Raw genomic sequence first — 20,582 nt, forward strand, 5'->3', positions numbered from 1 at the left:
CAATCCACACCGAACCGGAAGGCCCTCACCTGTTCAAGATCCCTCAGCCGAGATCTGGCTCACCCGTCCACAACCTCCCGGGACAGAACAGCTAGGTGTAGTGACCCGCAGGGCTGTTGACACGGGGGCTGATGAGGCGCCGTCGCTCTCCTGCGACCTGATCCGCCGACAGGCCCTACGCGCCGTCGGCCCACTTCTTCAGCGCCGCCTTGCTGGCGAAGTCCGCCACGTTGGTGTCGACCGGGTCGTCGGTGTACTGGTGGAAGCGCCACGTGGCCTGGATGCGGGGCTTGCCGGCCGTCACGTAGTCGGCGATCCAGAGACCGTCGCCCGCGTACGAGGTGGTGTCCACGTTCAGCCAGTAATTTCTGTTCGCGTAGAGGATCACCCGGTTGTCCGGCCGCAGCGCCTTCACCTTCCGGATGAAGCTGTCCTTCTCCGCGTTGCTCGCGTGGGTGCCCTCGCCCGTCGTCTCCCAGTCGACGGCGAGGATGTCGCCTGCCCGGTCGGGGGCCCTGGAGACGAAGTACTCGGCCTGGGCGGTGAGGTTGCCCGGCCACAGGAAGTGGTAGAAGCCGACGACGAGTCCGGCGTCGCGGGCCCGTTTCGTCTGGGCGGCGAGCTTGGGGTTGACGTACGAACGGCCCTCCGTCGCCTTCACGAAGACGAAGGAGAGGCCGTCCGTGTTGTAGGTGGAGGACTGGTAGGCGCTGACGTCGATGCCGCGCAGCATGACCCCTCCCTCGGATACCGGTGGGCCTGAAGTGCCCCATGGACCTGGGTAGTTGTCATGCCCGGGAATCGGCCGCCGTACGCCGGTCGGATCAAGGTGCGGAGGAGGGGACCGCGGCGCGGGTGCCGTCGTCGGCGGAGACGGTCTGGTCCTCGCCCTCGCCCTCGTCCAGGGAGACGTCCTTGGTCTCCTTGCCGAGGAGGAGAGCGGTCAGCGTCAGCACCGCCATCGCGGAGAGGTAGACGCCGACCAGCCACGGCGAGCCGTCACCGGTCTCCCACAGCGCCACCGCGATGAACGGGGCGACGGCCGCTCCCAGGATCGAGCTGACGTTGTACGAGATACCGGAACCGGTGTAGCGCACGCTCGTCGGGAACAGCTCCGGCAGCAGCGCGCCCATCGGGCCGAACGTCATGCCCATCAGCGTGAAGCCGAGGACCAGCCACAGCACCACACCGAGCGTGCCCAGGCCGATCAGCGGCACCCACACCAGGCCGAAGACCACGATCGCGGCGGTGACCCGGATCAGGGTGGCGCGGCGCCCGTACTTGTCGGCGAGCGGGCCGGAGACCAGGGTGAACACGGCGAAGAAGAGCACGCCGAAGATCATCATCAGCACGAACGTGGTGTAGCTGTACCCCAGACCCGGCACGGCGGCGTCCTTCGCGGTGCGCCCGTAGCTCAGGGAGAACGTGGTCATCAGGTAGAAGAGCACGTACGTCGCCAGCATGATGAAGGTGCCCAGGATCAGCTGCTTCCAGTGGCCCTGGACCACGGTGGCCAGCGGCAGCTTCCGCACCTTCCCGGCCTGCTGGGTCTTGGCGAACACCGCCGACTCCACGAGCCGCGAGCGCACCCAGAGGCCGATCGCGACCATCACCGCGGAGAACAGGAACGGGATGCGCCAGCCCCAGCTCGTGAAGGCCTCGGAGGGCTGCGTGGGGTCGGCGCCGGCCGCGGACGGCAGCAGCGCCCCGATGACCAGGAACAGGCCGTTGCCGATGATGAAGCCGAGCGGGGCGCCCAGCTGCGGGAAGGTCCCGTACAGGGCCCGCTTGCCGCGGGGTGCGTTCTCGGTCGCGACCAGCGCGGCCCCGCTCCACTCGCCGCCGAGCGCGAAGCCCTGCGCGAGCCGCATCAGCACGAGCAGCGCGGTGGCGACCCAGCCGGCCTGTGCGTAGGTCGGGAGTACGCCGATCAGGAACGTGGCGATGCCCATGGTGAGCAGCGAGACCACCAGCGTCTTCTTGCGGCCGAGCCGGTCACCGAGGTGCCCGAAGAACACGGCCCCGATCGGGCGGGCCACCATCGCGGCGCCGAAGACCGCGAAGGACGACAGCAGTGCCGTGGTCGGGTCGCTGTTCGGGAAGAAGAGCGAGGGGAAGACCAGGACGGCGGCGGTCGCGTAGATGTAGAAGTCGTAGAACTCGATCGTCGTGCCGATGAGGCTGGCGATGAGGACTCGGGACCGCGGATTGACGGGTGCCGGGGCTGATCCGGCGGCTGGTGCGGGCATCTCTCGGTCTTTCACGTGCGAAAAGTGCTGGCACCGTCACGATCTCAGGCGTCTCATTTTTCAGTCGCCGTATTTCGCGATGTGAGATGCGGCGAGGGGAGACGCGCTCTCAGCACTCGATGATGTTCACCGCCAGCCCGCCCCGCGCCGTCTCCTTGTACTTCACCTTCATGTCCGCCCCCTGCCCGGCTATGGCCTTGACCTGCACGTTCGAGGGTAGCTGCGTGGTCCTCCACGCCGGTAGGGACTTCTCAGGGACTTTTGGCCTGGACGGGTCCTGCAGCCAGGCGTCCATAGCGGCGATGCCACGCTGCCCCGCACCGGGCATGAAATGAGCGTAGTGGTCGAGCGTGACCTTCGGTGTCGAGTGCCCGAGCCATTTGGAGAGGCTGACGACCGACTCGCCGGCCTCCAACTGCACGCTCGCGTAAGTATGGCGGAGGACGTGGAACATGTCCGCGCGTGGGGCGGCATAGCGCGGGACCCGGCGGATCCGGTTGCCGTCGTGCCGCACCTTCTCGCCCACGGGCTTGATCAGCCCGGCGGCGGCGAGCGCACGCTTCCAGCTGCGGTCGTTCCAGGTGCGGTAGTAGATACGGTTGCCGTGCGACGAGGTGAGGATCAGGTCGACCGTGATCGGCTTCCGCTGGCGCTCTTCGAGCGCGGTGGTGGGGGCCTCCGGATTCCGCCAGGGCAACGTGCAGGAAGTCGACGGGAACCGGCGGAAGTGAGCTCGGACCCGGAGCGCGAGATTGGCTGGCAGGGGGACCTCGCGAGTCTTGCGCCCCTTGGGGAGCGAGAAGTAGGGGCGCCCTTTCATGTCCCACCTGAGCTGGCGGCGGACGTGGACGACTCCAGCCGCGAAATCGAAGTCCTCTTCGGCGAGACCGAATGCTTCGCCTTGACGCAGCCCGAGGCCGATGCCGAGATCGATCGCGATCTGGTAGCGGTCCTGCAACCCCGCGCGGACGGCGTTGACGACTTCACGTGACCACGCCTTCGCCTTGCTGTCGATCGCTCGTGGGGGCTTGATGCTGTTCTTCATCTTCATCGGGTTGCGCAGCAGACGCTGGTCGTCGACGGCACTGCCGAGGATCGAGGAGAGATGTCCCCAGATCACCTCTGCGGTCGACTCCTCGACCCTCGTGAGCAGTCCGGCTTTGAAAGTCCGTAGAGCGGAGGCATCGATCTCACGCAGAGCGTAGTCACCCATCAATGGGATGATGTGATTCCAGATGCGGCTGCGCATTGGGTCCGCCGTCGAGGGCTCGTCGGAGCGGCCCGCCCACCAGTACTCCTCGATGTAGTCGGCGAGAAGGATCTCCCCCTTGCGGGGATCGACGAACTCGCCACGGCTGGAGTCCGTCTTGGCGCTGGCGAGCCACTGCTTCGCGTCCTCGCTCGTGTGGAACGACCGGTCCTGGATACCGGGAATCCCCTTCACCCGGTAGCGCTTCCCGGTGCCGTAGATCACGGTCCGCTCCCGCTTCCCGGTCAACTTGTCGGGGCGCTTCTTCAGCCATCGGTCTTCTATGTAACCCGCCATGATGGGGCCCTCCAGTGGTGCGTGATCATGAGCTGGTCGGTGCTAACGCGATCTGCGGCACGATCCAATCCCCGTGCGGAGAACTTCTTCTCGGGGGAGGCCGGACGCGTAAGCCACCGCGCTACTTCACGGCCTTCGAACGCCGTTGCGGCTTCCGGTTCAGCGGGTCAAGGGCGCGGTTGGAGCGGGAGTCCGCTCGCTCCTGATCGCAGATCCACTCGTTGAGTGCCGTGATCCGGTACATCACGCGCCGCCCCATGCGGAAGCTGGGAGGCCCCTGTCGGCGGTGTCGCCAGACGTACAACGTGTTGGGTGAGATACCGAGATACTCGGCAGCCCTGGGGAGGGTCAAGAAGGCGGCCTGGGATGCTCCGCGCGGCTCCGGCATGCGTCGACTCCTGTCGTGTGGGGCGATGACAGGACGAGATTCCGGAGAAAGGGCGAGTTGGACAAACCGGATTCTTGAGATAGGAGGCGTCAGCCGAGGTCCACAGTGCCAGCACGTATCCGAGGAGCGAGGAGCTACTGGTCCCACCGGTTGTGATCGATTCCGGTACCTCGGACAGGGCGCTGATGATCGTGGTCCGCTTGGTTCACACCTGCCAAGCAAGAGTGAGTGCTCGGTAGATGCTGCGCTCCGTCGACACCTTTGCCGGGTGGTCGTGGCCGACCCGTTGGGCCACCACAGTGACGTCGAAGCAGCGTTCTTTCGCGGTCGTCGAGCTGTCACCACGGAGAGCTGGGGCAGGAGCTGATAACCGGTAGCTCTCCCACGCCGGTTCTGGTGACATCAAGCTGGCAGGCCCGGAGCGTAGCGCGCACGACGCTTCCCCTTGACTTGGTCTGCCCCTTAGGGATCTCGACAGGGCTCGTGCTGGACGAAGGCCCGACCGCTGAGTCAAGATCGGGTTGAGGGGGACGGAAAAATTGGACGAGAAGACTTTTACCGAGATGGCGAGCCGGTTCCTGCGCGCATCCCTGGACTCGTGGCGCCAAGAGAACCACGCCTTCGCTGTCCTGCACGCTGGTGTCGGATGCGAACACATCCTTAAAGCCTTGCTGTGCCGTCACAACCCCTTGTTGATTGCCGAGAAGGGTGACCAGTCTTTCCGTTTCCATTCTCTTGGGCACGGGGACGCGAACGGTGTCAAGCCTCTCTCTGAGGCAAGGACTATCGGAATCCTCGAAGCCTTCAAGACTGCAGCTGTCTTCATGCACGGCCGTATGCCAGTGGATGAACGGACTTTTCGACCGTTCGCGGACTCCCGCAACGGCGTCGCGCACTCTGCCTACCTCGATGGCATGGCCGTCAGGAAGGTCGTCGAAACGGGTGTCCAGGTCGTCGAGTCTGTCCGCGTCGAGCTAGGCCTGGACCCGGCTGATTTCTGGGGCGAATACGCGAGCGTCTTTTCAGATCTGAGCCAGGTTGCCTCAATGCCCGGCCCCGCAGGACCGGCCAAACGGCCTCTTCTCGAGCCATTTGCCCAACAACTTGCGCTCGCCGCTCGCGAGCGTGCCCGTTATGCGGTTTCGGTAGCGCTGAGCGCCGGCCATGAGGCTGCCTCGTGGGACGACGCCGGCCCCACAATGTCCAGGGAGCTCAAGGGAGACATCACCCGCAGTGCGCTGGACGCTGCACTGGTCACCGCACTACGAATCGAGGGAGCCCAAGCCGGACAAGCCGCCGAGAGGCTGCTCGTAGAGTACGGCGTGCTCCCGCTCCCTGCGTCGCTGGACACGCATGACGACCCTGGCGTCATGCAGCGGGTCCATACTGCTGTAACGGTCAAGGTCATGATCGCTTCAGGTGTCATCGCGGGACTCGTCGACGTACAAAATCGCGACCTCGATATGCCCCTAGTTGACATGGTGATCTACCTTGACCAAAGAGGCTGCCTGATAGGCAGTCGGTCAAGCGGTGACCACGTGTGGTGGCGTGAGTGCCCGGCCTGCGGTTACGCCGGCAACGTGTACGGGGACCTCAGCCCCGTGCCCTGCCGATGCAATGAGTGGGACCTGTCGTGCATCCACCCCGGCGGGGTTGTCGACGTTGGAACGGTCGAGTCCTTCTCCTGCCCGTTCTGCGGCCTCTCCCTGAGCAACCGCGGGGAAGTCGCCACGGCGGGCATCGAATCGCGTACCGAAGCCCCTGAAGAAGACGGGTGAGCAAGCGAGTCGGATTCGCCGCGAAAGGACTCAGCAGGTCATCCATCGATCCAAAGTAGGAAGGCGCGCGCACGACGGAGCTCCACAGAACTTGGACCAGCACCTTTCATGAGCGAAGCCAACCCGCACACCCGTGTCGGACATTTGGGTAGGGTCGCGGGACCCGAGCCGGAAAGGTAGCCGCATGGACCCCGAGATCGTGATCGCGCAAACGACGAGTGACGACGAGGAGCTAGCGAAGTCCCTCGCCAGAGGCGCTGTCGAGGGCAAGCTGGCGGCGGGCGTCCACATCGATGCGCCCGTCATGGCCTTCTACTGGTGGCAGGGGAAGGTCGAAGCGGCTCAGGAGTGGCGGATCTCCTACATGACGTCGTCGGATCGCCTCCCCGCACTGGAGGCGTGGCTGCACGAGAGGCACCCGTATGACGTCCCTCAGTGGGTCACGCTGCCCGTGACGGGCGGCTCGGAGGCGTACCTGTCCTGGGTCGTCGACGAGACGCGCCCGCAGTAAGGGTCGGCCATCCGGCGACTCGATCTTGACGGGCCTGCACGCCGAGGCAGATCACAGCGTCGCGAACGTCAGCAGGTGGCCGACCAGATCATGCTCGGTGTCGGGGAGCCCGGCAGCGATGGCCTGCGCCCGCTGACGGCCCATGGTGTTGGGCTTCGACTCCGCCGCTGCAGCGAACTGGTGCGCGACGTAGGCCCCGCGGTCTACGTCACCGCCGCGCAGAAGGGCCGACGCCAGATCCCCGAGGACGACCACTCCGGACTCGGGCAGTTCACCGCCGAGGCGCTCGACTGCGGAGTCGGCCGTGGCCGTCAGCTCCTGACGCCTGAGTTCGCCGTAGACCGAGAGGGTCAAGGAGTCCATCCGGTACGGCGTCACGAAGCGGACCCACGCCTGCTCGCTCGTATGGTCGGCGAAGTCATAGGCGAACCTGGCCTGGTCCAGCGCGCGAAGGGCGCCGGCGTCGTCGCCTGACTGGGCGGCCTCCTCCGCGTACCGGCCCAGGGCCCACGCTGCGGCGGTTGCGTTGCCACGTCCGCGTACGTCCTGAGCTGCCTGCGAGAGCATCTCCAGCGCCTTCGCAGGGCTGGGGGCACCGTAGCTCGCGTAGCCCAGAGCGAGAGCGCGCAGCGGGGGGTGCCCGGCCTTCTTCGCGCACTCCGAGGTCACTCCGTAATAGGAGGTGGCCTTGTCGTGCTCGCCGAGGTCCCAGGCGACCCATCCGGCAAGAGCTGCGGTCTCTCCCGCCGCGATGGTCAGAGCTTGCTCGTGGGTTCCGGCGTGGGGAAGGGCTGCGGTGATCGCGTCCAGGTGTGCCTCGACCCGGGACTGCAGGCTGAGCGCGCTCTCGTTCAGCTCGTCCACGTGCAACCGGGCCGCGTGATCAATAAGCACCCCTGCCGACTCAGGGTCGATCTTGGAACCCTTGCTGAGTGCATAGGCCAGCCGGCCCCACGGCTCGGCAGCCGCAGCCGCACCGATGACCGCGCCTCCCAGCAGCGTTCGGCGTTTCACGTCGTCCAGGTCCTCCGCCTCGGCCTTGTTCTTCTCTCGCCGCCTGGCACGGGCGGCCTTCGCCTCGCGCAGCAGCGGCTCCAGCGGGACGCCGCAGGCCAGAGCGATGTTCCCCAGGGTGTGGTCCGTCGGAACGTTGGCACCGTTCTCGTACCGATTGACCTCTCGGCGGGTCATCGTCGCCCGGCCGGAAGCGGCGTTGATCGCACCGGCCTGCTCGTCCTGCGTCCGATTCGCGTTGCGCCGCAGGTGACGGAGCAGCTCGGCAAACGGATCCACCGCCATGAGTCTGACCCCTATCCGTGGGAGAAAGCCAATACTCCCCTCAACTCCCCCTGGTTTTCCCCCTTGACAAAGATTTCCCCCCTCCGGTTTCCCCTGTTCCGGATCGCGCAGCCACGGTGCGATGTGCACATGACCACGTACCGGACAGCAACGCCAGCCCGACCTGGGGGCGACGACCGTGGCGTCCAGGTCGTCGTTACCGCGACGGCTTGGTGTCCGCTGACCTCTCACGTCTTCGAGATGGTCATGGAGCCGATGGATGTGCACGTCGCTCAAGCACGACGGACCACGGCCACCGTGCTGAAGCAGTGGTCGTTGCCGGAGGCGCCGGCAGAGGACGCCCGGCTCGTCGTCTCGGAGTTGGTGTCCAACGCGATCATCCACGGTTCCGGGGATGTCCGACTGCGACTGTTACACGACGACCACGAACTTCGAATCCGAGTAACCGACGACAGCACCGCACCGGCGAGGCGACGACGTGCAAGTGCCACCGGCCTCGGTGGTCGAGGGCTGCACCTCGTCGCCTGCCTGTCGTCTCGGTGGGGCGTCGCGGACGGCGGCCGAACTACGTACGCGGTCATCCCCACTCTCACGGAGGCGCCCCCATGTCGCCGTACGACGCAGTCAGGCACGGACCTGACGTGTTGAGCCTCGTTGCCTTCGACCGGGGGCGTGAGAAGCACACGGGCGGTGGGTCGCCGCTCGCTGGCAACGACCACCCGAGACGGCCTCGCGCCTCCCCTCGGGTGAAGCGTCAGTCCCGAGCTGGCCAACTCCGAGGTGTCCGTGAGCACTTCTACCGACAGGTCGTCGACACGCAGGACGATCAGCCGCTGCGCGTGCTGGCGTACAGCTTGGTACCGAGTCCGAGAGCTCGACCTGACGAGGACTGGGAGACGCTGCAGGTTGAGGCCGACCAGCTCGGTTACGCGGTCGCCGCCCGGCTCCACGATGTGGCAGTCCCGGTGACCACGACGTATTTTCCGGCATCCAGTGCGAGCCAGGGCGTCTACACGCCGCCTTGGGATCGCCCTGGTTGGCGGGAAGCCGAGCGACAGCTGCGAGAGGGCTTGGCCGACGGCGTGATCGTCCTCGACCGGCACAACATCAGCTCCGATGACGACGAGTACCACGCCGTGATCAAACATCTGGGCGAGCACTGCCGGGCGTTTCTCTATCTCGTGATCTCCGAGGATCCCGCCGCGCCGACTTGAAGGCGTCCACTGCGCTGGATGGACAGGAAGGGCTGGGGCTGGCGGCAGATCAGCGCTCAGATCGCCCTGATCGCCACCGTGAGCGTCGCGCTCGCCTTCACCTTCAAATACACCTGACCGAGGGCTGACCATGACTTTCGAGGGACACGCCGATCGTGCGCCGCGCCTCCTGCCGCACCGTGAGCAGGGTGAAGCGCTCCTCGCCATCCGGGAGGACGCCCCGACGGCGCCCAGCGAAGAGGGCGTCCACCTCTTCGCTGTGCCCGCCGGTGAGGTTCAGGGGCGTGGCTTCAACCTCTCGCGCTTTCACCGGCTCTCGCGCCTGCCGGCCGCGCCGAACGGATCGGTCTCGCCTTCGGCTGACGGCCCGTCGGACGCGGCCTGAGTGGCCCGGCCAAGTACCCCGAGTTGCAACTCGAGCCAGCCTCGGCCCTCTGAGACGCGACGACACCCTGACGAGAGGATGATCATGACCGCTCCCACTCACGAATCGCCACCGGCTCCAGCCGCGCCGAACGACCACAGGTCCCGCGCTCTCCTCCTCGACCTCGACGGCGTCCTGCTCGACACGCGTCCCGTGATGCGGAAGGCGTGGCAGAGGGTCCAGGAGATCCATGGCGTCGCGCTCCCCTTCCGCGACTACGAGCGCCACCTGGGCCGCGAGTTCGGAGACATCATGCAGCGACTGGGCGTGACCGACGCCGAAGCGGTCCGCCGGACGTACGAGGCGGAGTCCGTGGCCACCGCGCACCTCGCGGAGGAGTTCGCCGGCATCGTCGAGACGCTCCACGCCTTCGGGGCCGCCGACTGGCGGCTGGGCGTCGTGACGTCCAAGCACGTCGACCGGGCGGCCCCGCTCCTCGCGCGCCTCGGATGTCCCTTCGCGACCATCCGCACGCCCGCCGGAGCGGGCCGGACGAAGCCGGCCCCGGACCCGCTCCTCCTGGCGCTGGTCGACCTGGGAGTCGACCCCGCCTCCGCCGTCTACGTGGGTGACATGGCGGTCGACCAGGAGTCGGCCGCACGCGCCGGCGTCCCCTACGTACACGCTGCATGGGGCTACGGGCAGCCGACGGCTCCCGACCCCGAGACGGCCGTGTCGCCCAAGGAGCTGCTGAGCCTCCTCCCCGCCAAACAGCTCGTCGAGGGGAGCACGGTGTGAGTCCCCACACGACTGGTGGCCTCGGCCTGGTCCGCTCCTCCAACGCCGGGAAGCCGACGTGGACGCTCGTCGGAACCGGCGCCCTGGCGCACACGCGAACCGACCACATCCACACCACGGACCTGGAAGCGACGAACGTCGACAAGCAGGTACTGCGCGCCGTTGTCGAAGACGTCATGGCCGCCCTCGACCACTACAGCGCCAAACTGGCCTCCACCCCGGGCGGAGCCGGCTGGCTCCATGTCCAGCACGTCCCCGTGCGACGCTTCGTCGCTGAGATCGTGCGCAAGCTCCTGGTCTTGAATTCCTGGGCACCGTTCGCCTTGGCCCCAGGGCCCCTGACCCTGGCCCCGTACGAAGGACTTGTGGGACTGCGTTCGAGCAGCTCGCGTGAGTACCTGGCCTACACCGTGACGTGGTCCGGCGTCGCGTACGTGCTCGGTGCCGCGGCACCGCACAACCCGACCCGCTCGGCCCAGCTCCGCAACCGCGCCCGGATCAGTACGGCGAACACGGAGCCGAGTCCGCTTCCCTCGGATCTCGGACGGCAGGACGTTCTGGCGCTGTCGTGGACCTCCCGCCACGGGCCACGCTGACCCCGGTTCTCGCCGAACTGGCGCGCGGCGGGCAGAGGAGTCTCCTGCTCGATCTCGCCACTGATGCCGCCGAGCGATGCAGCGCCGGACCGGCAATGGGTTTCGAGCTGCGCTCGGCTCCGAGCGACCTCTTCACCGTCTCCGGCACCGCCGAGGGCCTCCACCGCCCCGACGACGAGCACGTCGTCCAAGTGGAAGGCCACGGCGTCCAACTTGCCCGGCTCGTAAGGCTCTTGTCCGTGCTCTTGGAGACCAGCGGGGGCTGCACCCAGCCGTCGTGGCGGACGGTGGTGCGGGCGGAGAGCTGGCTCGACGACATCCTGTCGACCACCCGGCCGCACACCGTCCTGCTGAGCAACGACACCAGCCCACTGGGCGTGCTGGCCGCGCACGCCGCCGAGCGGCACGGAGCGAACTCGGTGCACGTCCAGCACGGGGCGTGGACGGCGGAATCGGTCGCCTGGCCGGTCCTGCACAGCCGCGACATCATCGTCATGGGCGAGCGGGACCTCGCCCTGGGCCGAGGGTGGGCGCGCCACCCCGGGGCCGAGGTGCACGTCCTCGGGCAGCCCCGCTTCGACGTCCTCGCCGGCCTGAGCCGCCAGGCGCAGCGCCGATACCTGGAGAAGCTGCTCGCTCCGGGGGGACGGAGCGCGCCGAGCCGAATCGCGGTCTGGGCCTGCCAGCCCTTCAGCCCCGACCACCTCAAGTCCCACGCGGACCTCCTCCTGGACGGGCTCGCCGAGGCGGACGGCGACTGGGGGCTCGTCATCGCTCCACATCCGGTGCAGGGAGCCGACGCCTTCACCGCTCTGGTGAAGCGGGACGCCGGGCCGCCCATCGCGGTGGCCGATCCCCGAGTCGGAGCCCGAGGCTGCCTCGCCGGCGCTGACGTCCTGGCGAGCGCGTACTCGACGTGCGGGATCGAAGCCGCGCTGCTCGGCATCCCGGTCCTCGAAATCGGCCCGCCGGGCGAACGCACCCTGGGCCTGACCGGTCAAGGACTGGCGACCCGGTGCGAGGCCGCCGGTGAGGTCGCCGAAGGACTCTCCGGCTTGCGCGCGGGCCCTGCGCCGATCCCGCGGGCGGCCTTGGACGCGGTCTGCCGGTGGCGCGGCGACAGCGCCACTCGGATCGCCCGGCTCATCACCGACCGCGCCACCTCCGGCCCGAGGGCCGACGACTCCACCCACCACCACCCGGGCGCCGCTGCGTCGCCCAAGGACGAAGGAGCATCCGTCCGATGACATCCCTCACGGCCGACAGCGTCGCCGAGCTGTTCTCCGGCGCCGTCACGCTGGCCAAGTCCGGCGAGAAGATCAGCCCCCGGGGCATGGCCACCCACGAAGTCCGCGATGTGCACCTGCTGCTCACCCAGCCGCGTGCCCGCCTGCTCTACGCCCCGCCCGCCCGCATCGTGAATCCGGCCTTCGCCGTGGCCGAGACGGTCTGGCACCTGTCCGGCTCCGACGCCCCGTGGATCTTCGACTACAACGACCGGCTGCGGCAGTTCGCCGACGAAGGCGCCCTCCTGGGGGCGTACGGCCCCAGGATGCGGAACTGGGCCGGCAAGGTCGACCAGCTCGCCCGCGTCGTCGAGATCCTCCAAGCCGACCCCGACTCCCGGCGAGCCCTGATCCAGCTCTACGACCCGGCCCAGGACGCCGCAGGGCACAAGGACGTGCCGTGCACCCTTGGGTTCCGGTTCCACCTGCGCGCCGGCCGCCTGCACATGGCGACCATGATGCGCGGCCAGGACGTATGGATCGGCATGCCGTACGACGTGTTCTTCTACACCGTGTTGCACGAGCTGGTCGCCGGATGGCTCGATGCGGAACTCGGCGAGTTTCACCTACACATCGGCTCGCTGCACATCTACGACGAGCACATCCAGCAGGCCGACATGCTCACCTCGCTCCCGGCGAGCGAGATCATGCCCGACCTGCGAACACCCTGGAACGGCTTCGGCGGCCTGCTCGACCAGGTCGAGGCCCGTGACGTGACCGGCCACCCCGGCTGGGACGCGATGGCCGAGACGCTGCGCAGCTACCGGCTGTGGAAGGACGGCAAGCGCGAGCAGGCGTGGCGGGCGGCCGACACGATCGAGGGGCCCCTTGGCCAAGCCCTCACCGCCTGGTACGGAGAGCTGGAGCGGCGCTCGACCAATCGCGCCGCGACGGCCGGGACAAGGTGACCGCCGCCATGAAGCGCACCCCCTCCGTGATCCTCGGCCTGTGCTCGTACACCCACGACTCGTCGGCCGCCCTTCTCGTGGACGGTGAACTCGTCGGCTTCGTCGAGGAGGAACGCCTCTCCGAGCAAAAGCACACCAAGCTCTACCCGGCCCGCGCCGTGGGATGGCTCCTCGACCAGGCCAAGCTGAGCGCCACCGACGTGGACGCCGTCGCCTACAACTTCCAGCCCACTCGCTACCTCGCCGAGTCGCCCGCCGCCCTGCGCATGGCGCTCTCGCCAATGACACGCGACCGGAGCCTGGCCCGCGCCCACGGGTTCGCCAAGGTCGCCCTGCGCACCCGGCGGCGGCTACGCGTCCTCGGCAGCCAGTTCCCCTCGGCCCGCGTCACACCGGTCCTGCACCACCGCGCCCACCAGCTCACGGCCTACGCCGCCTCCGGCTGGGACGAAGCGGCCGTACTCGTCGTCGACAGCCTCGGCGAGCGGCAGACCACTACGATCGCCCACGGCCATGGCGTTCAGCACCCCCGCGTCCAGACCCTGGAAGCGATCAACGACCCGGCCTCCCTCGGTTACGTGTACGGCGCCGTCACCGAGCACCTGGGCTGGCGCCGGGGCGACGAAGAAGGCACCGTCATGGCGCTGGCCGCCCTCGGTGACCCCGCCCGCTTCCGCCACCTGTTCAGCACGGCCGTCCGCACGACGGCCACGGGCTTCCGCATCCACCCCGGCTACTTCCCGGCGCGCACCCTCACCTCGGGATACCCGAGGACATCCCGGCGGTTCGTCGCCGAGACCTGCCCTGAGCGGCACCCGAGCGAACCGCTCACCGACGTCCACCGAGACCTGGCGGCTGCCCTCCAGGAGCGGACCGAGCAGGTGATGGTCCACCTGGCCCGCCGCGCCAGAGTGCTCACCGGCTCCCGGCGCCTGTGCGTGGGCGGCGGCGTCGCCACGAACTGCGTGAGCATCGGGAAGATCATCGAAGCCGGCATCTTCGACGAGGTGTTCGTCCCGCCGGCACCGGGGGACGCCGGAACTGCGATCGGGGCCGCCCTCGCCGTGCACGTCGACGCGCGCACGCCTCGCCCTGTCGTCGGCATCGCCCGCCACTGTTACCTCGGCCCCTCCTACGAGGACCAGCCCCTCGACCTGACCCCCTGGCCCGGCCTCCGCCAGAAGACCCTCGGCATCGAGACCGCCGAGTTCCTCGCCGACCAGCTTGCCCACGGCATGATCCCCGGACTGTTCCAGGGAGGGGTTGAGGCCGGGCCGCGTGCCCTGGGCAACCGCTCGATCCTCGCCTCCCCGCTGGAGCCCGGCGTCGTCGAGCGGCTCAACGTCACCGTGAAGTTCCGCGAGCCGTTCCGGCCCTTCGCCCCCATGGTCCCGGCCGAGCGCGCCGCCGAGTTCTTCACCCTCGGCCAGCCGGCCCCGTACATGTCCATGGCCTCCGGGGTGACGGACCTGACGCACGAGCGGGTGCCGGCCATCGTGCACGCCAACGGCACCTCCCGCCTGCAGACCGTCACCCGGTCGCAGAACCCGTTCATGCACGCGGTGCTGACCGCCTTCGGCCGCCGAACCGGCATCCCCGTGCTGATCAACACCTCCCTCAACGTCAAGGGCAAGCCGATCTGCGGGACACCCGAGATGGCCCTGGACTGCCTGGCCAACTCCGGCCTCGACGCCCTGCTCCTCGAAGGGCGGTGGATCACCAAATGAAGATCGGATACAGCTTCTGGGGCTTCCTCGGCAACGGTGTCACCGACACCCCCGACGGAGGCCGCAGCCACCGCCGCCCCTTCATCGACGCCCTCCTTGCCCGCGGTCACGAGATCGTCTTCCTCCAGCCTGACCGCGACGGTCTCGAAGCCGGTGACGACCTCGTCGGCGCGTACACCTTCGACGACGGCTTGCCCTGCATCGACGCCCTGTTCCTGGAGTGGCGCTGGGCGATCCCCGGCCGCAACACCACTGTGTGTGGCAGCGAGGGGCACACCTGCGACCTCCACCGGCAGGCCCAGCTCATCAACCACTACACGGCCCGGCACCGGACGCCCACCGTGATCTGGGACAAGGACCGCACCCTGCGCGCCGAGAGCGTGTGGCGCCGCACGGCCCACACCCGCATCTGCGAGGCAGCGCTCGCCCCGACGCTCGGCGCGCACTCGCTGCTCTTCCCCGTAGCTGAGGACCTCCTTGCCCAGGCCGATCCCCTCGCCCTCGCGGCGCGGCCTCGTGATTTCGCGCTCGGCTACGTGGGCAACCAGTACGACCGGGACGAGCCCTTCGACCGCTTCTTCGCCCCGGCCGCTGCCAACGTCGAGCACCTGGTCGCCGGGAAGTGGACCAAGACCGGCCGCTGGCCGCACGTCCGCTTCGCGGGCCGGATCCCGTTCGAGGACGCCGTCGGCGTCTACGGCCGGTCCCTAGCCACGGTGCTCATGCTGCCCGAGCGGTACGCCGCCGTCGGGCAGATGACCCAGCGCATCTTCGAGGCCGTGCTCGCCGGCTGCCTGCCGCTGGCCCCGGCGGACATCCGCTTCGCCGACCGGTTCGTCCCGAAGGAACTGGTCGTGCGCTCCGGCGACGACGTCCTCGAACGCCTCTCCTACCTGAGCGAGATCGCCGGCACCGAGCAGCACGCCGCCCTGATCGCCGCATGTGTGGACCGCCTGCGCCTGTTCGGCCTGTGCAGGCAGGTCAACACCCTGGAGTCCGTCCTGCACGGCCTCCTCCAGACCACGGCGACCGAGCGGGGAGCTGCCTGATGCAGACCGCTCGATCGACCACGGCGCGCGGGCCCTCCGGGCGCGTCCCGGAGGATGGGGCCGTCGGACACCCGAACCTCTCTACGCTGGAGCACCATGAAGAAGGTCGCCATCGTCGGCTGCGGAGGCAGCGGCAAATCCCACGTGGCCCGCGAACTGGGCAGGATCCTCGACGCCCCGGTGACGCACCTGGACGCCGCGTTCTACGACGACGAGTGGAACGCGTTGCCCATGGACAAGTTCACCGACGTCCAGCGCGAGCTGGTCGCGCAGCCGCAGTGGGTGATCGACGGCAACTACAACTCGACGCTGCAGGTACGGCTCGAAGCCTGCGACACGGTGGTCCTGATGGACGTGTCGACCGTGGCGGCGCTGTACGGGATCTTCTCCCGGCAGATCCGGCACGGGGCCGGGCACAAGGGCAACGGGGTGCACAACCGCATCCACTGGGGCGTGATCAAGTACGTCGTCACGTACCGGCGCAAGATGCGGCCCCGCGTGATGGCGAAGATCGAGGAGTTCGGCTCCGGCACCGACGTGGTGCTGCTGGCCAACCGGCGTCAGACGCGTCGCTGGCTGCGGAGGGTCGCCGCCGAGCAGTCCTGACCGGTCCGCGCCCCCGGCCAGGGGGTGCGGCATGAACGAGCCCAACCCGTTCCTGGACTCCGCCCGACAGTCGGAGCTGTACGGACACGCCTCTCGGCTGGCCGGGCGCACCAGCGCCCTGATGCGCGCCAAGACCGTCGGCCACCCGGTGCCCGAGACGATCGTCAGCCTGGTGCAGACCCATCACGCCCGGCCCGACCGGCTCGGCGTGGTGCTCGACATCGGCTGCGGTCGTGGCACGAGCAGCCGCGTCATCGCCGAGCAGCTCCGGCCCGAGCGCCTCGTGGGTCTGGACGCCGCCCCCTCCCTGCTCGCCCAGGCCCGCGAGCGCGCCAAGGACCTGCCCGACAGCACGGTGGACTTCGTCGAAGGCGACTTCCACGACCTCCCTCTGCCCGACGGGTCGAGCGACATCGTCGTCGCGGCGTTCTGCCTCTACCACTCGCCGCGCCCTCAGGACGTCGTCGGACAGATCGCCAGGGTCCTTGCCCCCGGTGGTGTGGCCGTGCTCGTCACCAAAAGCCTCGACAGCTACCGGGAGATGGACCAGCTGGTCGCCGCCGCCGGCCTCGATCCGCATGCCGCCCAGCACGAGAGCCTCTACACCGCAGCCCACAGCGGCAACCTCGCCGACGTGGCCGCCTCCTCGCTCGACGTGATCGCCGTCCTGGACGAGGAGCACGTCTTCACCTTCGACGGCCACGACCACACGGCGCAGTACCTGGCCACCAACCCCAAGTACGACCTGGCGCCCGGCCTGTACGGCAACCCCGGTGCCCTGGCGGCGACCCTGCACGAGTTCCTTCCCGACCAGCCGCTGACCACCCGGTCCCGGATCACCTTCGTCGTCGCCCAGCCGAAGGAAGGAGGAGAGCCGGCATGAGCCACGCCTCGTTCACCAAGCACTACGCGGAACCGGAGCGCGCGGCGGGGGCGGTGCGCCACTACCGGTGGCTCACCGCGCACGCCAAACCGCTGCGGCAGCCGGCCCTACACACTGCCGGACCGCAGTCCCTGACGTTCGAACGGATCGAGGGCCGCCCCGTACGTCCCGAGGACCTCCCGCGTGTGGCGGAACTGCTCGGCCACGCCCACGGTGCCGCCTGGGCCAGCGACCTGCACTCCGCGTCGCTGGACACCCCGCACCACTTCGAGGACGGCACGCAGTTCGACGACTACCTCGGTCCCCGGAGGGTCGCTCTGCGGCGACGCCACGAGCAGGGCTACCTGCCGAACAAGACGGCACTACACGCGATGCTCGGCCTGCTGCAAGCGACCGCCGAGGGACCGTGCGCCTTCTACAAGGACAGCAACCCGCGGAACTTCATCATCACCAGCACGCAGGACATCGTCGCCGTCGACACCGACGACCTGTCCCTCGCCCCGATGGGCTACGACCTCGCCAAGCTCGTCGCGACGCTCCACCTGACCTACGGGCCGCTCACGGACCAAGCCGTCACCACCGCCCTGCTCGCCTACAACGCGGCGGCCCGACGCCACGACGTCCGGCTGGGCCTGACGGACCGGGGCCAGCTCGACAGCTTCCTCGGCCTGCACGCCGTGCTCACCGCCCCGTACGTCGGCCGCAACGGCTACCGCTACAGCCTGCCCCTCCGTTTCAGCCACCGAGGAGCCTCATGATCACCACCGAACTCGTCTTCGTCCGGCACGGCCAGGCCCAGTGCAACGCCGACGGCCTCGTCGGGGGCCCGCGCACCTGCACCGGCCTGACCAACCTCGGGTACGCCCAAGCCGAACAGGCCGCACGCCGCCTGGCCACGGAGCACCTGAAGAAGCCCTTCGACGTCGTCTACACCGGCCCGCGGATCCGCCTCGTCCAGACCGGCGAGATCATCGCCCAGACGCTCCGGATTCCTGTGCACCACGACGACCGACTCGACGGCCCGGTCCACGGCGACGCCGACGGCCTGCCCTGGGACGCGGTGAAGACGGCCGCCGACGGCGGGCCGCACGCCCACCCCGACACGCCCTGGGCCAACGGCTCCGACACCTGGAACGGGTTCCTGAGGCGCGCCAGCAGGAACCTGAACCAGCTCATCGAGGAGAACCTCGGCAAGCGCGTCGTCTTCGCCGCCCACGGGGAGACGGTGATCACCGCACACACCCTGCTGCTCGGCATCCCGATCGGCTCGCCCGCCGGATTCACCCACAACCACGCCTCCGTCACCCGCTGGCAGCACCACCGCAACCGCCTGGGCCAGACCCGATGGATGCTCGACCGGCACAACGACACCGAGCACCTCAGTCTCCTCACGCCGGAGCCGACCCCGTGATCGCGACCTCACGCGATCCCCGGATACAACTGGCGCACCTCCTCCTCGGCGCAGTCGACATCGCAGCGGATCCAGCGCTCCCGCCCCGCGTCGTACGCCTGGTCGCAGGCGACGGACGTCAGTTCATCGCGAAGCAGCACGCGGAGCGAGACCGGTACGCCGGAGAACTCCACGCCTACGGGGCGTGGGCCACCCATCTGACCGGCCATGCGCCGGAGTTGGTCGGCCGGCACGACGCCACCCGCACCCTCCTGCTAACCGCGCTCGCAGGCGACCGCGCGGACACCTTCGCTCCGGGCTCACCCGAGGAGGAACTGGCCCACCACGAGGCCGGGCACGTGCTGGGCAAGCTGCACCGAGCCACCGCCATGCCCCAGGGCGGTGGCGTCGGCGCCTCGCTCGCGGAGCGATTCCAGCGGTGGATCGAACGGGCCGTTCACGCCGACCTGCTCGACGCGGCCGAGGAGAACCTGCTGAAGCACCACGCGGTGATCCTGGGCGCCAGCCACATGGACAGCGCGATCTGCCACCTCGACTACCAGCCGCGCAACTGGCTGCTCGGTGACATCTTCGGCATCTACGACTTCGAGCACATGCGACGCGACGCCCGGGTCCGCGACTTCGCCCGGCTCGAATTCCGACGCTGGCAGGCCGCACCCCACCTCCGCACCGCCTTCTTCGACGGCTACAGGCGCTCGCCCAACGACACCGAACGACGCCTTCTGGAGTCCTTCGGCGCCATCGAGGCGGCCACGGCCCTGGTCAAGGGCCACCAGGAGAACGACGCCGTCCTCAGCGCGCACGGCAGAACCGTCCTGTCCCGGCTCACCTGACCTACCCCTTCGACGACACCTCTCTGGAGATCCCCGTGCCACAGCACGAGCAGCCCTCGACCACCGCTGCCCCCCGACGGGCCGTGGTGACCGGCTCCGCCGGATTCATCGGCTCCCACCTTGCTCGCGCCCTCGTCCAGGCCGGCACCACCGTGATCGGCGTGGACCGCCGAGACCCGTCCACCGACCCGACAGCCGCTGCCAACCTCGCCGCGCTGCTGGGCCGCCAGGGATACCACCACGTCACGGCCGACCTCCTCCACTGCGCCATCGACCCGCTTCTGATCGACGCCGACGCGGTCTTCCACCTCGCCGGCATCCCCGGTGTACGGCCCTCCTGGGGACCGCAGTTCGGCGACTACCTCGCGTCCAACGTGCTGGCCACCCACCACGTCCTCGAAGCCTCCACCCGGATCGGCGTCCCCCGACTGGTCGTCGCCTCCTCCTCCAGCGTCTACGGCCCGACCGACGGTGACGCGAGCCGCGAACCGACCGCCCTAACCCCGCCTCCCCGTACGCCGTGACCAAGCTGGCCGAGGAGCAGCTCTGCCTCGCCTACGCCGAGCGCCCCGTCGGCCCCAGCGTCGTCGCCCTGCGGTACTTCACCGTCTACGGCCCCCGGCAGCGCACCGACATGTTCACCCACCGCGCCCTGTACGCCGCACTGACCGGACAACCCCTGCGCCTGTACGGAGACGGCCACCAGCGCCGCGACTTCACCTACATCGATGACGTGGTCGCCGCCACGATCGCCGCCGGCACCGTCCCGAACGCGCACGGCACCATCAACGTCGGCGGCGGCTCGAACGCGTCCCTGCTGGACGTGACCAACATCGCCAACAGCCTCACCGGCCGCGAGATCCAGCTCCACCAGGACCACGTGCGCAACGGGGACGTTCTCGTCACGCGTGCCGACCCCAGCCGTGCGGGAGAGGTCCTCCGCTGGCAGCCGCGCGTCGACCTACACAGCGGGCTGCGTGCCCACATGCAGGCTTTGGCCGCCCCGGTACCGGACTACAGCCGGGCCGCGTAGCCCTAGGCCCAACGCCGTTCAGTTAGGGCGGGGGTTTGTTCGTCAAGGCCGGTGAACAAGGCAGCGGAGCTGCTGTAGAAGAGGGATGTCACTCCAAGACATC

21 protein-coding genes and 1 pseudogene are annotated in these 20,582 nt (G+C 68.8%); 17 read left to right on the forward strand and 5 right to left on the reverse strand.

The genetic code is table 11. The annotated features are described in order from the left end of the window. Positions 1 to 175: 175 nt before the first annotated feature. The 4 genes from ACIQ1J_RS34995 to ACIQ1J_RS35010 all read right to left on the reverse strand — a co-directional run bounded on the left by ACIQ1J_RS34995 (position 176) and on the right by ACIQ1J_RS35010 (position 4,183). Positions 176 to 733, reverse strand: a complete 558-nt coding sequence (locus ACIQ1J_RS34995; RefSeq protein ID WP_403563379.1) for a glycoside hydrolase family 25 protein — start codon at positions 731 to 733, stop codon at positions 176 to 178. A gap of 91 nt (positions 734 to 824) precedes the next feature. Then, on the reverse strand, positions 825 to 2,249 hold the full coding sequence (locus tag ACIQ1J_RS35000) for an MFS transporter (RefSeq protein WP_403563381.1): 1,425 nt from the start codon (positions 2,247 to 2,249) through the stop codon (positions 825 to 827). A gap of 109 nt (positions 2,250 to 2,358) precedes the next feature. Beyond that, a complete protein-coding gene (locus ACIQ1J_RS35005; RefSeq protein WP_403563383.1) occupies positions 2,359 to 3,795 on the reverse strand; it encodes a tyrosine-type recombinase/integrase in 1,437 nt (478 codons plus the stop codon). Between the two features lie 121 nt (positions 3,796 to 3,916). Further along, a complete protein-coding gene (locus ACIQ1J_RS35010; RefSeq protein WP_403563385.1) occupies positions 3,917 to 4,183 on the reverse strand; it encodes a helix-turn-helix transcriptional regulator in 267 nt (88 codons plus the stop codon). A 539-nt stretch (positions 4,184 to 4,722) separates the two neighbouring features. Between ACIQ1J_RS35010 and ACIQ1J_RS35015 the strand changes: the two genes are divergently transcribed. Both ACIQ1J_RS35015 and cutA read left to right on the forward strand, forming a co-directional pair. Further along, positions 4,723 to 5,961 (forward strand): hypothetical protein, encoded by a 1,239-nt coding sequence (locus ACIQ1J_RS35015; protein WP_403563387.1) that lies wholly within the window; start codon positions 4,723 to 4,725, stop codon positions 5,959 to 5,961. A 184-nt stretch (positions 5,962 to 6,145) separates the two neighbouring features. Further along, on the forward strand, positions 6,146 to 6,472 hold the full coding sequence (gene cutA, locus ACIQ1J_RS35020; RefSeq protein WP_403563389.1) for a divalent-cation tolerance protein CutA: 327 nt from the start codon (positions 6,146 to 6,148) through the stop codon (positions 6,470 to 6,472). A 51-nt stretch (positions 6,473 to 6,523) separates the two neighbouring features. Here the strand turns inward: cutA and ACIQ1J_RS35025 are convergent, their stop codons facing one another. After that, positions 6,524 to 7,771, reverse strand: coding sequence for a helix-turn-helix domain-containing protein (locus ACIQ1J_RS35025; RefSeq protein ID WP_403563391.1), 1,248 nt, complete (start codon positions 7,769 to 7,771; stop codon positions 6,524 to 6,526). Between the two features lie 255 nt (positions 7,772 to 8,026). Here ACIQ1J_RS35025 and ACIQ1J_RS35030 point away from each other — a divergent pair, with 255 nt between their 5' ends. The 15 genes and pseudogenes from ACIQ1J_RS35030 (at position 8,027) to ACIQ1J_RS35100 (ending at position 20,479) form a co-directional block, all read left to right on the forward strand. After that, on the forward strand, positions 8,027 to 8,419 hold the full coding sequence (locus ACIQ1J_RS35030; protein ID WP_403563419.1) for an ATP-binding protein: 393 nt from the start codon (positions 8,027 to 8,029) through the stop codon (positions 8,417 to 8,419). After that, positions 8,377 to 8,985, forward strand: a complete 609-nt coding sequence (locus tag ACIQ1J_RS35035; protein ID WP_403563393.1) for a hypothetical protein — start codon at positions 8,377 to 8,379, stop codon at positions 8,983 to 8,985. The genes ACIQ1J_RS35030 and ACIQ1J_RS35035 overlap by 43 nt, the downstream gene beginning before the upstream one ends. Positions 8,986 to 9,115: 130 nt before the next feature. Continuing rightward, positions 9,116 to 9,370 (forward strand): hypothetical protein, encoded by a 255-nt coding sequence (locus tag ACIQ1J_RS35040; RefSeq protein ID WP_403563395.1) that lies wholly within the window; start codon positions 9,116 to 9,118, stop codon positions 9,368 to 9,370. An 84-nt stretch (positions 9,371 to 9,454) separates the two neighbouring features. Then, entirely contained in the window at positions 9,455 to 10,147 is a 693-nt protein-coding gene (locus tag ACIQ1J_RS35045) for an HAD family hydrolase (protein ID WP_403563397.1), read from the forward strand. Next, on the forward strand, positions 10,144 to 10,743 hold the full coding sequence (locus ACIQ1J_RS35050) for a hypothetical protein (protein ID WP_403563399.1): 600 nt from the start codon (positions 10,144 to 10,146) through the stop codon (positions 10,741 to 10,743). Before ACIQ1J_RS35045 ends, ACIQ1J_RS35050 begins: the two co-directional genes overlap by 4 nt. Further along, positions 10,716 to 11,990 (forward strand): hypothetical protein, encoded by a 1,275-nt coding sequence (locus ACIQ1J_RS35055; RefSeq protein WP_403563401.1) that lies wholly within the window; start codon positions 10,716 to 10,718, stop codon positions 11,988 to 11,990. The genes ACIQ1J_RS35050 and ACIQ1J_RS35055 overlap by 28 nt, the downstream gene beginning before the upstream one ends. After that, positions 11,987 to 12,937: a thymidylate synthase gene (locus ACIQ1J_RS35060; RefSeq protein WP_403563403.1), complete on the forward strand. Its 951-nt coding sequence runs from the start codon at positions 11,987 to 11,989 to the stop codon at positions 12,935 to 12,937. Before ACIQ1J_RS35055 ends, ACIQ1J_RS35060 begins: the two co-directional genes overlap by 4 nt. An 8-nt stretch (positions 12,938 to 12,945) precedes the next feature. Then, on the forward strand, positions 12,946 to 14,664 hold the full coding sequence (locus ACIQ1J_RS35065) for a carbamoyltransferase (RefSeq protein ID WP_403563405.1): 1,719 nt from the start codon (positions 12,946 to 12,948) through the stop codon (positions 14,662 to 14,664). After that, positions 14,661 to 15,713: a hypothetical protein gene (locus ACIQ1J_RS35070; protein ID WP_403563407.1), complete on the forward strand. Its 1,053-nt coding sequence runs from the start codon at positions 14,661 to 14,663 to the stop codon at positions 15,711 to 15,713. Before ACIQ1J_RS35065 ends, ACIQ1J_RS35070 begins: the two co-directional genes overlap by 4 nt. Positions 15,714 to 15,809: 96 nt before the next feature. Further along, complete coding sequence (locus ACIQ1J_RS35075; protein ID WP_403563409.1) at positions 15,810 to 16,319, forward strand: topology modulation protein; 510 nt, start codon at positions 15,810 to 15,812, stop codon at positions 16,317 to 16,319. Positions 16,320 to 16,350: 31 nt separating this feature from the next. Beyond that, positions 16,351 to 17,202 (forward strand): class I SAM-dependent methyltransferase, encoded by an 852-nt coding sequence (locus ACIQ1J_RS35080; RefSeq protein WP_403563411.1) that lies wholly within the window; start codon positions 16,351 to 16,353, stop codon positions 17,200 to 17,202. Further along, the gene (locus ACIQ1J_RS35085; protein ID WP_403563413.1) at positions 17,199 to 17,960 is read left to right on the forward strand and encodes a phosphotransferase; all 762 of its coding nucleotides are present in this window, start codon (positions 17,199 to 17,201) and stop codon (positions 17,958 to 17,960) included. The genes ACIQ1J_RS35080 and ACIQ1J_RS35085 overlap by 4 nt, the downstream gene beginning before the upstream one ends. After that, complete coding sequence (locus tag ACIQ1J_RS35090) at positions 17,957 to 18,613, forward strand: histidine phosphatase family protein (RefSeq protein WP_403563415.1); 657 nt, start codon at positions 17,957 to 17,959, stop codon at positions 18,611 to 18,613. The genes ACIQ1J_RS35085 and ACIQ1J_RS35090 overlap by 4 nt, the downstream gene beginning before the upstream one ends. Then, a complete protein-coding gene (locus ACIQ1J_RS35095) occupies positions 18,610 to 19,446 on the forward strand; it encodes an aminoglycoside phosphotransferase (RefSeq protein WP_403563417.1) in 837 nt (278 codons plus the stop codon). Before ACIQ1J_RS35090 ends, ACIQ1J_RS35095 begins: the two co-directional genes overlap by 4 nt. An 86-nt stretch (positions 19,447 to 19,532) precedes the next feature. Beyond that, positions 19,533 to 20,479 (forward strand): annotated as a pseudogene (locus ACIQ1J_RS35100) (NAD-dependent epimerase/dehydratase family protein). Positions 20,480 to 20,582 lie beyond the last annotated feature (103 nt).

The organism is Streptomyces sp. NPDC097107, assembly GCF_044762405.1.
Lineage (GTDB): Bacteria > Actinomycetota > Actinomycetes > Streptomycetales > Streptomycetaceae > Streptomyces > Streptomyces thinghirensis.